Source organism: Plasticicumulans lactativorans, from assembly GCF_004341245.1.
In the GTDB taxonomy this organism is placed as follows: Bacteria; Pseudomonadota; Gammaproteobacteria; order Competibacterales; family Competibacteraceae; genus Plasticicumulans_A; species Plasticicumulans_A lactativorans.
In genome coordinates this window covers 75,804-89,210 of sequence record NZ_SLWY01000013.1, presented here as the reverse complement: position 1 = coordinate 89,210, position 13,407 = coordinate 75,804, and the positions used below count along the sequence as shown (strand labels likewise).

Annotated in this window: 12 protein-coding genes; 3 read left to right on the top strand and 9 right to left on the bottom strand. The window is 72.5% G+C overall.

All coding sequences use genetic code 11. The features are described 5' to 3' along the window. Nucleotides 1–166: 166 nt before the first annotated feature. The gene (locus EV699_RS12625) at nt 167–601 is read right to left on the bottom strand and encodes a helix-turn-helix domain-containing protein (protein ID WP_165904124.1); all 435 of its coding nucleotides are present in this window, start codon (nt 599–601) and stop codon (nt 167–169) included. Between the two features lie 369 nt (nt 602–970). On the opposite strand from EV699_RS12625, the gene EV699_RS12620 reads away from it, so the two are divergent. Both EV699_RS12620 and EV699_RS12615 read left to right on the top strand, forming a co-directional pair. Continuing rightward, entirely contained in the window at nt 971–1,645 is a 675-nt protein-coding gene (locus EV699_RS12620) for a VIT1/CCC1 transporter family protein (RefSeq protein WP_132543239.1), read from the top strand. A gap of 1 nt (nt 1,646) precedes the next feature. Beyond that, nucleotides 1,647–3,311, top strand: a complete 1,665-nt coding sequence (locus EV699_RS12615; protein ID WP_132543237.1) for a SulP family inorganic anion transporter — start codon at nt 1,647–1,649, stop codon at nt 3,309–3,311. A 224-nt stretch (nt 3,312–3,535) separates the two neighbouring features. Here EV699_RS12615 and eutC read toward each other — a convergent pair whose 3' ends face one another. From eutC to EV699_RS12600, 3 genes are all read right to left on the bottom strand, one after another. Next, nucleotides 3,536–4,330: an ethanolamine ammonia-lyase subunit EutC gene (gene eutC, locus EV699_RS12610; RefSeq protein WP_132543235.1), complete on the bottom strand. Its 795-nt coding sequence runs from the start codon at nt 4,328–4,330 to the stop codon at nt 3,536–3,538. Further along, nucleotides 4,330–5,718, bottom strand: a complete 1,389-nt coding sequence (locus EV699_RS12605; RefSeq protein ID WP_132543233.1) for an ethanolamine ammonia-lyase subunit EutB — start codon at nt 5,716–5,718, stop codon at nt 4,330–4,332. The genes eutC and EV699_RS12605 overlap by 1 nt, the downstream gene beginning before the upstream one ends. Nucleotides 5,719–5,833: 115 nt before the next feature. Next, on the bottom strand, nt 5,834–6,391 hold the full coding sequence (locus EV699_RS12600; RefSeq protein ID WP_132543231.1) for an RBBP9/YdeN family alpha/beta hydrolase: 558 nt from the start codon (nt 6,389–6,391) through the stop codon (nt 5,834–5,836). A 239-nt stretch (nt 6,392–6,630) separates the two neighbouring features. On the opposite strand from EV699_RS12600, the gene EV699_RS12595 reads away from it, so the two are divergent. Beyond that, nucleotides 6,631–7,659: a sulfate ABC transporter substrate-binding protein gene (locus EV699_RS12595; RefSeq protein ID WP_424450033.1), complete on the top strand. Its 1,029-nt coding sequence runs from the start codon at nt 6,631–6,633 to the stop codon at nt 7,657–7,659. Nucleotides 7,660–7,968: 309 nt separating this feature from the next. On the opposite strand, the gene EV699_RS12590 is transcribed toward EV699_RS12595, so the two are convergent. From EV699_RS12590 to EV699_RS12570, 5 genes are all read right to left on the bottom strand, one after another. After that, nucleotides 7,969–9,822, bottom strand: a complete 1,854-nt coding sequence (locus tag EV699_RS12590; protein WP_207923012.1) for a family 2A encapsulin nanocompartment cargo protein cysteine desulfurase — start codon at nt 9,820–9,822, stop codon at nt 7,969–7,971. Next, the gene (locus EV699_RS12585; protein WP_132543229.1) at nt 9,797–10,723 is read right to left on the bottom strand and encodes a family 2A encapsulin nanocompartment shell protein; all 927 of its coding nucleotides are present in this window, start codon (nt 10,721–10,723) and stop codon (nt 9,797–9,799) included. The genes EV699_RS12590 and EV699_RS12585 overlap by 26 nt, the downstream gene beginning before the upstream one ends. Before the next feature lie 46 nt (nt 10,724–10,769). After that, nucleotides 10,770–11,741, bottom strand: coding sequence for a serine O-acetyltransferase EpsC (gene epsC / locus EV699_RS12580; protein ID WP_132543227.1), 972 nt, complete (start codon nt 11,739–11,741; stop codon nt 10,770–10,772). A gap of 4 nt (nt 11,742–11,745) precedes the next feature. Continuing rightward, nucleotides 11,746–12,261, bottom strand: coding sequence for a rhodanese-like domain-containing protein (locus tag EV699_RS12575; RefSeq protein WP_132543225.1), 516 nt, complete (start codon nt 12,259–12,261; stop codon nt 11,746–11,748). Between the two features lie 194 nt (nt 12,262–12,455). After that, nucleotides 12,456–13,382, bottom strand: a complete 927-nt coding sequence (locus EV699_RS12570) for a helix-turn-helix domain-containing protein (RefSeq protein ID WP_341540224.1) — start codon at nt 13,380–13,382, stop codon at nt 12,456–12,458. Nucleotides 13,383–13,407 lie beyond the last annotated feature (25 nt).

Sequence of the window (13,407 nt, the reverse complement as noted above, 5' to 3'; positions counted from 1 at the left end):
ACGGCCCCGGTTCGCCCTGCGCATCGGGCCTGCTACGCCCGTCGAGACGCGCTGCGCAGACCCGACGCTCAAATGGCTTGACGCCATTCTCCCTGGCTACCGGGGGCTCCTCGGCTCGCGGGTCGCCCCATGCCTCCTCGCTGGCTCGTTACAGAGCGCTCCGCCATCAGCGATGGTTATTCGTCGGCTTATCGACGCCGCTCAGCCCTGGCAGCGCGTCATCCACCGGGATGCGCAGGATGCGCGTAAGGCGCTCGATCTCTTCGGGCGAGCCGCTGGCGATGTGCTGTATCAGGGCCAGCCGCATGTTCGCGATCGTTTGCGCGTCGCGCTGTGGCGGCGGCTGTGAGGCGCCCTGCAGCCGGCACCTGACCGCCTCCCAGTCGATCTCGGCGCGCCCGCGAAGCTGCTCGACGCTCAGCCCGTAGCGAGCCGCCAGCGGCGCCAACTGGTGATCCCTCGGGTCGGAGATGACCCCCGACAGCATCCGCGAGAGCGTCGAGGGTTTGATGCCGCACGCCAGCGCGATCTGGCGCATGGACCTGAGGGGGTCCATGTCGATCAGTTGCCGGAGGATGTCGATCAGCGGGCTTGGTTGCATGTGTGCATTGTGGCCTGTGACAACCCCTCGCGGATGGCGCATTTGTGCGTTGATAGGCATTGCATTTGTGCACATCATGTTCGCATGGACATCCAGCTTTGAAGTACTGCCCTGATGAAGAAGGGATTAAGACTGTGCGTGGGGACGAGGTAGGCGGGCAAGATGGGATTTCATGCCCTCCATCAGAAAGAGAGGATTTCATGCCTTCCCCGAGGGAGCGCGGATTCATGCTTTGGCAAGGGACTCTTACACTTCGATGATCGGCCCGGTGGTGTCTTTCGGGCGTGATGTTGCGGTGCGGGTGGCATCGCGGGGTTCGTCGGGTAACGGCGTCGTCCCGGCCGGGGCGGTGCGGCGGGAGTTCGTGCGATGTTGCGCAGTCTGTCGATGTCCTTCGCGCAGAAGTACCTGGAGCCGGGCGAGAGCCTGGCGGAGGTCCTGTTCGGGCTGATCATGACGCTGACCTTCACGCTCGGTGCCGGCCTGCTGGTGCAGGATGGCGCCGATGCGATGCGCGAGATGCTGATCGCGACCGTCGGCTGCAACGTCGCCTGGGGCATCATCGACGGCACGCTCTACATCGGCGGCCAGATCTTCGAGCGCGGGCGGCTGGCGCGGATCGGGCAGCAGATTCGCGCCGCGCCGGACCAGCAGGCCGCGGCCGTCTACCTGGCGCGCGAGTTCGACGAGTTGCTCGGCGCGGCGACCGAGGCGGCCGAGCGCGACGCGCTCTACCGGCGCATGGCGGACCACGTCCGTGCCTCACCGCCGAAACCGGTGACCGTGACCCGCGACGATTTCTTCGGCGCGATCGCGAGCTTCTGGCTGGTGTTCTTCGCGAGCCTCCCCGCCGCCCTGCCCTTCCTGGTGTTCGACGACGCCACCGTCGCGCTGCGGGTGTCCAACCTGGTGCTGATCGGGCTGCTGTTCGTGACCGGTTACCACTGGGCCGGCTACACCGCACTCAGCCCCTGGCGCACCGGGCTCGCGCTGATGGTGACGGGGATCGTGCTGGTCGGCCTGGCGATCGCACTCGGAGGCTGAAATGCTGGCGAACCTCGACTGGCTGCGCCGCTACCGCCGCGAGTGGCTGCAGCCGGACCTGATCGCCGGGCTGACCTCGGCGGCGGTGGTGATCCCGAAGGCGATGGCCTACGCGACGATCGCCGGCCTGCCGGTGCAGGTCGGGCTGTACACCGTGTTCGTGCCGATGATCGTCTATGCGCTGCTCGGTACCTCGCGCCCGCTCAGCGTCAGCACCACCACGACGCTCGCCATCCTCGCGGCGGCGGCGCTCGGCGAGGCGGTGCCGGGCGGCGATCCCGCCGGGCTGCTGACGGCGGGTGCGACGCTCGCGGTGCTGGTGGGGGCGATGCTGGCGCTCGCCGCGCTGCTGCGGCTGGGCTTCATCGCCAACTTCATCTCGGAGCCGGTGCTGACCGGATTCAAGTCGGGCATCGGCCTGGTCATCGTCGTCGACCAGATCCCCAAGCTGCTGGGCATCCACATCGAAAAGGCCGGCTTCTTCCGGGACCTGTTCGCGATTGCCGGTCATTTTCCGCAGATTTCGCTCGCCACGCTGGCGTTGTCGGCCACCCTGCTGCTGGCGATCCACCTGATGGAACGCCACCTGCCGCGCGTGCCGGCGCCGCTGCTCGCGGTGGCGCTCGGCATCGGCGCGTCGGCGCTGCTCGGGCTGGAGCGGGCGGGCGTGGCGACGATCGGTGCGATCCCCGGCGGCCTGCCCACGTTCGTGCCGCCGCGCGTCGACCTGCTGGAGGTGCTGTGGCCGGGCGCGGTCGGCATCGCGCTGATGAGCTTCACCGAGAGCATCGCCGCGGCGCGGGCGTTCGGCGTTCCCGGCGAGCCGCGGCCGCAGCCCGACCGGGAACTGCTGGCGATCGGCGCGGCAAACCTCGCGAGCGGGGTGTTCGGCGGCATGCCGGCCGGTGGTGGCACCACGCAGACCGCGGTCAACCGCAAGGCCGGCGCGCACACGCAGTTCGCGGAGCTGGTCACCGCCGCGGGGGCGATCGCGACGCTGCTGGTGTTCGCGCCGGTGATGAGCCTGATGCCGCAGGCGGCCCTGGCGGCGGTGGTGGTGGCCTACTCGGTGGGGCTGATCGAGCCGGCCGAGTTCCGCAAGATCCGCGAGGTGCGGCGCATCGAGTTCCAGTGGGCGCTGGTCGCGTTCGTCGGCGTGGTGCTGCTCGGCACGCTCCAGGGCATCGTGGTGGCGGTGATCGTCTCGCTGCTCGCGCTCGCGCACCAGAACTTCGACCCGCCGGTGTACGCGCTGGGTCGCAAGCGCGGCACCGATGCCTTCCGGCCGCGCGCATCGGCGCACGCGGACGACGAGACCTGGCCGGGCCTGCTGATCGTGCGCATCGAGGGGCGGGCGTTCTTCCTCAACGCGCAGCACATCGGCGACAGGATCTGGCCGCTGGTCGAGCAGGCGCAGCCGCGGGTGCTGCTGCTCGACTGCAGCGCTGTCATCGACATCGAGTACACCGCGCTGAAGATGCTGGTCGAGGCCGAGGAGCGGCTGCGCCGCCACGGCGTCACGCTGTGGCTGGCGGCGCTCAACCCGACGGTGCTGGAGGTGGTGCAGCGCTCGCCGCTGTACGAAACCCTCGGCTGCGGGCGGATGTTCCTGAACCTCGAAGGCGCGGTGGAGAGCTACCTGCGCACCACCGCGCCCGCCGCCTGAGCCGCGCTTCAGGCGCCCCGCAGCAGCGCGCCGAAGGCGAGCCCGTACAGATCGACCCCGAGCGGCGCGCAGCTTCCCGGCCGTGGCACTGGCAGGCATGGCGCCCCCTCCTCGTCTGATGGCTGCCGCCGTTGGGCAACGTGGCGTCGGGATCGTCGGGGGTCCGTGCGCGCCGGCCGGGTCACGGCCGTCGCCGCCAGCGGCCGGGGGACGCTGGCGGCGGGTCAGTCCGCTTCCGCATCCGGCGCCGCGGCGGCGCCGTCCAGCAGCCGCAGCGCGCTCTCGTCCTTCAATGCCACCCCCGTCACCCGCCGCTGCAGCGCCTCGCGCACCAGCCAGGCCAGGGTGTGCGCGGCGCGCGGGTAGTCGAGCCCCGCCGGGCGGATGTTGCTGACGCAGTTGCGCTCGGCGTCGCTGCGGCCGGGGCGCGGGGCGTAGGTCAGGTAGGCACCGAGGCTGTCGGGCGAGGACAGGCCCGGGCGCTCGCCGATCAGGATCAGCGCGAGCCGCGCACCCAGGCGTTCGCCGATCTCGTCGCCGAGCGCGACGCGACCCTGCCCCGCCACCACCAGCGGCGCCCAGTGGAGGTCCGCCAGTGCGCGGCGCAGCCGCACGAGGAGGGGCAGCGCGTGCGCCTCGACCGCGAGCGCCGAGAGCCCGTCGGCAACGATCACCGCGAGGTCGGGCGGTGGCGACGCCATGGCCAGCGTGGCCGCATGCGCCGGGGCCAGCCGGCGGCCGAGGTCCGGCCGGCGCAGGTAGGTGGCGCGGTCGGGCGCCTGCGACTGCACCACCTGCGCCGGCAGGCCGGTGGCGGCGGCGAGCGCCCCGGCGCACGCGGCGAGGTCGAGCGCCCGGTGCACCGCGTCGCGCGCCTGTGCGTGGGCGAGGCCGAAGCGCAGCACCTCGGCGCTGGGCAGGCTGGCGCCGACGCGGCCGAGGGCGATCCGCGCCGGCGTATGCCGGGCGAGCGCGAGCCAGGGGTCGGCGCCGGCCGGCACGGGCTCGTCGGCGGCCATCAGCCGAGCACCTGCGCGAGCCGCCCGGCGAGGCGCGCCTGCGCCGCCGGGGCGGCGAGGTGGCCGTCGGCATCGGTGATGCCCATGCGCGCGAGCCAGGCCTCGAACTCGGGGGCGCGCTTCAGGCCGAGCAGCTCGCGCAGGTACAGCGCGTCGTGGAACGAGGTGCTCTGGTAGTTCAGCATCACGTCGTCGGCGCCCGGCACGCCCATGATGAAGTTCACCCCCGCCGCGCCGAGCAGCGTCAGCAGCACGTCCATGTCGTCCTGGTCGGCCTCGGCGTGGTTGGTGTAGCAGATGTCGCAGCCCATCGGCACGCCGAGCAGCTTGCCGCAGCAGTGGTCCTCGAGCCCGGCGCGCACGATCTGCTTGCCGTCGTAGAGGTATTCGGGGCCGATGAAGCCGACCACGGTGTTGACCAGCAGCGGCCGGTAGCGCCGCGCCACCGCGTAGGCGCGCGCCTCGCAGGTCTGCTGGTCGACGCCGTGATGCGCGTCGGCCGACAGCGCGCTGCCCTGCCCGGTCTCGAAGTACATCAGGTTGTCGCCGACCGTGCCGCGGCCGAGCGCGCGCGCGGCGGCGTGCGCCTCGTCGAGCAGCGCCAGCGTGACGCCGAAGCTCGCGTTGGCGGCCTCGGTGCCGGCGATCGACTGGAACACCAGGTCGACCGGCGCGCCGAGGCGGATCGCTTCGAGCGTGCCGGTCACGTGCGCGAGCACGCAGCTCTGCATCGGGATGTCGAAGCGCGTGCGCAGCGCGTCGAGCCGCTCCAGCAGGCGCACCTGCGTGGCGACGCTGTCCGACGCCGGGTTGACGCCGATCACCGCATCGCCGGCGCCGTACAGCAGGCCGTCGAGCGTCGAGGCGAGGATGCCGCGCTCGTCGTCGTTCGGGTGGTTGGGCTGCAGGCGCACCGCCAGCCGGCCGGGCAGGCCGAGCGTGGTGCGGAAGGCGGTGACCACGCGGCACTTGCGCGCGACCAGGATCAGGTCCTGGTTGCGCATCAGCTTGCTCACCGCGGCCACCATCTCCGGCGTGAGGCCGGGGGCGAGCGCGGCGAGACACGCGCTGTCGGTCGACGGCAGCAGCAGCCAGTCGCGGAACGCCCCGACGGTGAGCGCGGCCACCGGCGCGAAGGCGGCGCGATCATGGCCGTCGACGATCAGCCGGGTGACGGCGTCGCGTTCGTAGGGAATCAGCGCCTCGTCGAGGAAGCGCGCGAGCGGGACGTCGGCGAGGGCGAGGCGCGCGGCCATGCGCTCCTCGGCCGAGGCGGCGGCGAGCCCGGCGAGCTGGTCACCCGAGCGTTCGGGGCTCGCCCGCGCGAGCAGCGTGCGCAGGTCGGGGAAGCCGTAGCGGCGCACGCCGATCGTCTGCTGGTACGCCATCGCCTGCACCTCCGCCGGGCCCGCCCGGCGTCGCGCCGCCGGCGCCGGCGCCCCAGTATGGCGGCCGCCCCTCGCCCCCCGCCACCGCGGCGCGGGCGTAACGCGGCAGGCGGCGTCAGCGCGCCCGCGCGGGCTCCCGCACCCGGCGCGCGCGCCGGACGAGCCCAGCGAGCAGGCGCTCGCCGGCGGGCCAGGCACCGAAGCCGGAGGCGACGTTGATGTGCCCGCACGGCCCGAGGTCGACGAAACGCGCGCCCCAGTGGTGGGCGAACTGGCGGGCGCGTTCGAGCCGGCAGCAGGGGTCGTCGCTGCTGGCGACGACCACGCTCGGGAACGGCAGCGGTGCGAGCGACGTGCCGCCGAGGCGCTCGACGCGCGGGGTGTCGGGCGGGGCGACCAGCAGCGCGCCGACGACGTCACCGGGGTCATGCGCCTGCGCCCAGGCGGCGACGGTGGTGCAGCCCAGGCTGTGGGCGACCAGCACCGTCGGTACCGGCCGGCGGCGCAGCTCGGCGTCGAGCGCCGCGATCCAGTCCGGGCCCGGCGCGTTCCAGTCGCGCTGGTGCAGGCGCCGGAACGCGGGACCGCGCCCGGCCCACAGGCTCTGCCAGTGCCCCGGCCCCGAGTCGCCGAGCCCGGGCACGATCAGGAAGGCCGGATCGTCGGCGCTCATGGCGCCCTCCGGGCCGCGGGCGGCCGGCGATCGGGGTGTTCATGGCGTAGGCGCGGCGGCATGCGGCCCTCCAGGGTTGGCGTCGGATCACGGACATGCACAGCCTAGCGTCCATAACAAATAACCTTAAGAAATAATTCAATCAAATTAAATTACTTTCAGGGATAAAAAGGCCTCCGTTAACGTACCGCCCATGGCCACCCGGCCTGCCCATCGACGAACGATCGGAGACGACCGCAATGCCCCCTTCCGCTTTCCTGCGCCGCTGGCTGCCCCTCACCGCCCTGGCAGGTGCGCTCGCCGTGATGCCGACCGCCCCCGTATTCGCCGCCGACGTGTCGCTGCTCAACGTGAGCTACGACCCGACCCGCGAGCTGTACAGCGATTACAACAAGGCCTTCGCCGACTACTGGAAGACCAGGACCGGTGACACCGTGACCGTGAAGCAGTCGCACGGCGGCTCCGGCAAGCAGGCGCGCTCGGTGATCGACGGGCTGGAGGCCGACGTCGTCACGCTGGCGCTGGCCTACGACATCGATGCCGTCGCCAGGACCGGGCTGATCGCCGCCGACTGGCAGCAACGCCTGGGCAACCGCTCCTCGCCGTACACCTCGACCATCGTGTTCCTGGTGCGCAAGGGCAACCCCAAGGGCATCAAGGACTGGAACGACCTGGTCAAGAACGACGTGGCGGTGATCACGCCGAACCCCAAGACCTCGGGCGGCGCGCGCTGGAACTACCTCGCGGCCTGGGCCTACGCGCAGAGCCTGCCGGGCGGCACGCCGGAATCGGCCCGCGCCTTCGTCGAGAAGCTGTTCAAGCACGTGCCGGTGCTCGACTCGGGCGCACGCGGCGCGACCACGACCTTCGTCGAGCGCGGCATCGGCGACGTGCTGCTGGCCTGGGAGAACGAGGCCTACCTCGCGCTGAAGGAACTCGGCCCCGACAAGGTCGAGATCGTGGTGCCGTCGATCAGCATCCTCGCCGAACCGCCGGTGACGGTGGTCGACAAGGTCGTCGACAAGCGCGGCACGCGCGCCGTGGCGCAGGCCTACCTCGAGTACCTGTACAGCGACGCCGGCCAGGAGCTCGCGGCCAAGCACTTCTACCGCCCGAGCCAGCCGGCGATCGCCGCGAAGTACGCCGACCGCTTCACCCAGTTGAAGCTCGTCACCATCGACAGCTACTTCGGCGGCTGGGCCAAGGCGCAGGCCGAGCACTTCGCCGACGGCGGCACCTTCGACCAGATCTACGCCCCGGGCCGCTGAGCTCCCCGCGCCGGGCGGCCCCCACGGCCGCCCGGCTTTCCCACGCATGCCGCGTCACTCCCCGGTCGGCTGAAAGGCGGAACGCGGGGATGCGCGGATCGCCGCGCAGGAGCGTGCGGATCACCAGGCGGCACTCGAAGCGCGCACCGGCACCGGATCGCGAAGGTGTCGGGGTCGGCGGATGCAAGGCCCGCTCCCGCGCCTCCTCGCATGAAGTGCGCCGTTTATTGGCTGATGGATATAAAACCCCGCCCCGGCGGCAGCCAGGAAGGCCGCAGCCCGCACGGGGCGGGCTGCGGTCGCGGACACTCAGCGCGCCAGGCGGCGCAGCACCCGCAGCAGCGTGTCGACCTCCTCGCAGGTGTTGTAGAAGGCGAGCGAGGGTCGCACCGTCGCCTCCAGCCCGAAGCGGCGCAGGATCGGCTGCGCGCAGTGGTGCCCCGCGCGCACCGCGATGCCCTCGCGGTTGAGCTCGCTGCCCACCTCCTCCGGCCGGTAGCCGTCGAGCACGAAGGACAGCACGCTGGTCTTGTCCTGCGCGGTGCCGATCAGGCGCAGCCCCGGCACGCGGCGCAGGCCGTCGGTGGCGTATTCGAGCAGTTCGTGCTCGTAGCGCGCCACGTTCTCCAGCCCCAGGCGCTCGAGGTAGTCGAGCGCGGCGCCCAGCCCGACCGCGTCGGCGATGTTGCCGGTGCCGGCCTCGAAGCGCCCGGGCGGCGGCTGGTACAGCGTGCGCTCGAAGGTGACGTCGCGGATCATGTTGCCGCCGCCCTGCCAGGGCGGCATGTCCTCCAGCACCTCGGCCTTGCCGTACACCACGCCGATGCCGGTTGGCGCGAACACCTTGTGCCCGGAGAACACGTAGAAGTCCGCGTCCAGCGCCTTCACGTCGACGCGCAGGTGCGACACCGCCTGCGCGCCGTCGACCAGCACGCGCGCGCCGGCGCGGTGGGCGAGCTCGACGATCTCCGCCACCGGGGTGATCGTGCCGAGCGCGTTCGACACCTGCGTGACCGCGACCAGCCGCGTGCGCCCGTTCAAGAGGCGGCGGTACTCGCCGAGCAGGATCTGGCCGCTGTCGTCGACCGGGATCACCCGCAGCGTCGCCCCCCTGGCGGCGGCGAGCTGCTGCCAGGGCACGATGTTGGCGTGGTGCTCCAGCTGCGAGACGACGATCTCGTCACCCTCGCCGACGTGCTGCCAGCCCCAGCTCTTCGCCACCAGGTTGATCGCCTCGGTGGCCCCGCGCACGAACACGATCTCGTCCACCGAACCCGCGCCGAGGAAGCGCGCCACCGTGCGGCGCGCCTTCTCGTAGGCGTCGGTGGCCCGTGCCGCCAGCGCGTGCGCGGCGCGGTGGATGTTGGAGTTCTCGTGCGCGTAGAAGTGGGCGAGGCGGTCGATGACCACCTGCGGCTTCTGCGTCGTCGCGGCGTTGTCGAGCCAGATCAGCGGCCGGCCGTTGACGCGCTCGGCGAGGATCGGGAAGTCGCGGCGCACCCCGTTCACGTCGAAGGGCGGGTGCGCCGACGGCGCGATCACCCCCGCCGGCACCGCGTCGACGAAGTAGAAGCGGCCGTCGACGCGCGGCTCGGCCGGCGCCGGCGGGCGCGCGCCGCCGGGCCGCAGCGCGAGCGACGCGAGCTCCGCCAGGTCGATCCCCGGCGGTGCCAGCGGCAGCTCCGGCACCGTGGCCACCGGCGCGGCCGGCAGCGCACGCGGCCCCGCCTCGGCGAGGAAGTAGTACGGCGAGCTCGCCGGCGCCGGCGCAGCGGCGGGCGGCGTGGCGGGCGGCAGCGTGCCGGTGGGCAGCCCGCCGGTCGGCGCCGCCGCCGCCGGCAGCGCCGTGGCGTAGACGGGCGGCACGCCGGGCAGCGCGATGCCGCCCCCGCCGAGCGCCGGCACGGCGGGCAGCTCGGGTGCGGCCGGCAGCGCCGGGATCGCCGGCGCCGTCGGCAGCGCCGCGGCTGTCGCATCCACCGCCGGCACCCGGTCGAGCGCCGGCGGCGCGGCGGGCGGTGCCGCGTTGGCCGCCGCACCGCCGCCCGGCAGCTCGGCGAACAGCGCGCTGGCGAGCCGCGCCAGCGTGGCCTCGTCGGGCAGGCCCGGCGGCGGCGCGCCGAGCCCGGCCAGGGCCTCACTTATAGCTGTGGTTGTACTCATGGTACTTGTCGATCTCCACGTCATCGAGCACGGCCAGCGCGTCGTCGGTGTGCACCGCGAGCGAGCAGTAGAGCGAAATCAGGTACGAGGCGATCGCGTTGCGGTTGATCCCCATGAAGCGCACCGACAGCCCCGGGCTCTGCTCGCCGGCGAGCCCCGGCTGGAACAGCCCGACCACGCCCTGACGCTTCTGCCCGACGCGCAGCAGCAGGATCTTGGTCTTGCCGTCGGCCACCGGCACCTTGTCCGACGGGATCAGCGGCAGCCCGCGCCAGGTGATGAACTGCGAGCCGAACAGGCTCACCGTCGCCGGCGGCACGCCGCGGCGCGTGCACTCGCGGCCGAAGGCGGCGATCGCCAGCGGGTGGGCGAGGAAGAACGCCGGCTCCTTCCACACCCTGGTGATCAGCTCGTCGAGGTCGTCGGGCGTCGGCGTGCCGCCGAGCGGGAACACGCGCTGCGACTCGGCGACGTTGGCGAGCAGGCCGTACTCGGCGTTGTTGATCAGCTCGTTTTCCTGCCGCTCCTTGATCGTCTCGATGGTGAGGCGCAGCTGCTCGCGGATCTGGTCGTAGGGGCTGCTGTAGAGGTCCGACACCCGGGTGTGGACGTCGACGATGGTCGTCACCGCGTTCAGGAAGTACTCGCGCGGCGCGTCCTCGTAGTCGACGAAGATCTGCGGCAGCTCGGCCTCGTCGCGCTGCGAGCACGCGACCCTGACGTCGCTCGGGTTCTTGACCTGGTTGAGGCGGTAGATGCCCGCCTCCACCGGCAGCCATTCGAGCAGGTGCACGAGCCAGCGCGGCGTGATCGTCGACAGCTGCGGGGCGGTCTTGGTGGCGTTGGCGAGCTGGCGTGCAGCATTGTCGCCCAGCGCAAGGGCCTGGGGATGGTCGGCCATGAAGGACTCCGTGAGGTTGCAGCGGTAGGGAAAGGGGCCGCGGACGCTAGGTCGCGGCACCCGGTTGGGGCACTTCGTGCCGGGAACTCGCCTGGGTGACGTGGCTGCCGGGCGGAACGCTGCGCGTCAGCCAGACGTTGCCGCCGATCGTCGAGCCGCGGCCGATCGTGACCCGGCCGAGCACGGTGGCCCCGGCGTAGATCACGACCTCGTCCTCGACGATCGGGTGACGCGGCTCGCCCTTGCGCAGCGCGCCGCCGTCATCGGTATCGAAGCGCTTGGCACCGAGCGTCACGGCCTGGTAGAGCCGCACGCGCTCGCCGATCTCGGCGGTCTCGCCGATCACCACGCCGGTGCCGTGGTCGATGAAGAAGCCGGCGCCGATGCGGGCGCCGGGGTGGATGTCGATGCCGGTCGCCGCGTGCGCCTGCTCGGCGACCATGCGCGCGAGCAGCGTCACGCCGAGGCCGTAGAGGCGGTGCGCCAGGCGGTGGTGGATCATCGCCAGCACCCCGGGGTAGCACAGCAGCACCTCGTCGACGCTGCGTGCCGCCGGGTCGCCGGCGAAGGCGGCGCGCACGTCGGAGTCGAGCAGGCGGCGCACCTCGGGCAGCGCCGCGGCGAAGGCGCGCACGCAGTCGAGCGCCGCGGCGTCGGGGTGCGGGTGGCGCGCCACGTAGCGCAGCTCCAGCCGCACCTGGTCGTAGAGCGCCGTCAGCGTCTGGTCGAGCGTGCTGCCGACGTAGTAGTCCTCGCTCTCCTGGCGCAGCTCGGGCGGGCCGAGCCGCATCGGGAACAGCAGGCCGGCGAGCGCGGCGACGATCTCGCGCAGGGCCTGCGGCGAGGGCAGCTCACGCCCGCCGCACTCGCGGTCGCGCTGCTGGCTCGCGCGCCACGCCGCGCGCGCCTCGCGCAGGCCGGCGACGACCTCGCCGAGCGGCCAGTTCGGGCGGCCGTCGGGCAGCGCCGGGGGCGTGGACGCCGCCGCGGCGGCGTCCGCTTCGAAACGCGCGTCCATCGGCTCAGTCCTGCGTCCACGGCAGGCCGTGGCGGCGCCAGCCGTTGTGGTGCCCGCGCTGCTGGCGCTCGTCGAGGTCGCCCTCGAAGCCTTCCAGCACGTTGAACACCTGGCTGAACCCGGCCCTGGTCGCCGCCTCGGCGGCGGCCGCCGAGCGCTTGCCGCTGCGGCACAAGAGCAGCAGCACCGCGGACTTGCCCGCCAGCGCCTCCAGCTCACGCACGAAGCGCGGGTTGCGGGTCATCGAGGTGCCGGTCATCCACGCCACGTGGCGCGTGCCCGGCACCTGGCCGACGAACCTGCGCTCCTCGGCGGTGCGCACGTCGACCAGCAGCGCCGCGCCACTGCTGAACGCCTGCCAGGTCTCGGCCGGCGTCAGGCTGCCCGCGTAGGGCGTGCCGTTCTCCCCGGCACGCCGGCGCGCCGCCGCCAGGATGGCCTCGACCGCCTCGTTCGGTGCCGGCCCGGCACCCGGTGACACGCCGTCGGTTTCGGCACTGCGTCTTGCCACAGCGGACATCGTCAAACCTCCCTCGCCACGTGATTGCTCTTTCGGGTGTCACCGGCGTGCCCGGCGGGCCGTCGGCGTGGCGAGAGATATAAGCTCGTCTTTTAAGAACCTGAAGAAATGGTTTTTATTCTTTATAAAACTTTTGGGAATTTAAAAGCCGATATGACCCCCTTCGCTGCTCCCGCCGCGCGACGGCCCGGGTGTCAGCGGTGGTCGGTCGTCGCGCTGAAGCGCCGGCGGAACTCCAGCGGGGTCATGCCCTTGAGGGCGCGGAACTGGCGCGCGAAGTAGCCCGGCTGGGTGTAGCCGGCCTGCGCGGCGATCACCGCGACCGGGCGCTCGCTCTCCAGCAGCAGCGCGCAGGCGCAGCCGATGCGCAGCTGCGCGAGGTAGTCGCTCACCGTCATCCGCGTGCAACGCTTGAACGAGCGCTGCAACTGGCTTTCGCTCATCGCGGCGAGCCCGGCGAGGGTCGCGAGCCGCACCGGGCCGGCGTAGTGCGCGTGCAGGTGGGCGAGCACGCGCTCCAGCCGGGCGCGCTCGCGCGCGTCGCCGGCGGCGAAGCCGTGCAGCGCGAGCGGCTGGCGTTCGCGGTCGGCGGCGAGCAGCAGCAGGATCTCGACCAGCCCGAGCCAGCGCGCGGCCGCGGACGCGTCGACCAGCGCGAGCAGCCGCGGGCGCACCGCCGCGCTCACCGCGGGCGAGAAGCTGAGCCCCCTCGCGGCCTCGACGAGCAGCGCGTCGAGGCCGGCGAACTCGGGGTAAGGCGCGGTCAGCCCGCGCGCCCAGTCCTCGGAGAACCACGCCACCAGCGCGCGGTGCGGCGCACCGGGCACCGCTGCGGCGCGCGACTGCCAGGCGTGGGGCAGGTTGGGGCCGACCAGCACCAGGTCGCCGTCGTCGTAATGGGCGACGTGGTCACCGACGAAGCGCTCGCCGATGCTGTTCAGCGTCAGCGTCAGCTCGAACTCGGGGTGGTAGTGCCAGTTGAACGGGAAGGCCGGCAGGCGGCGGTCGAACAGCGTCCACGACTGGCCGGCGGGGATGGTGACTTTCTCGAACCAGGGGCGCATCGCGCAGGGCCCGCTCGCGGCCGCCGGCACGCCCGGCGTGCGCTGATCGTGGCACACGCCGCGACCGCACCGACACCGGCCG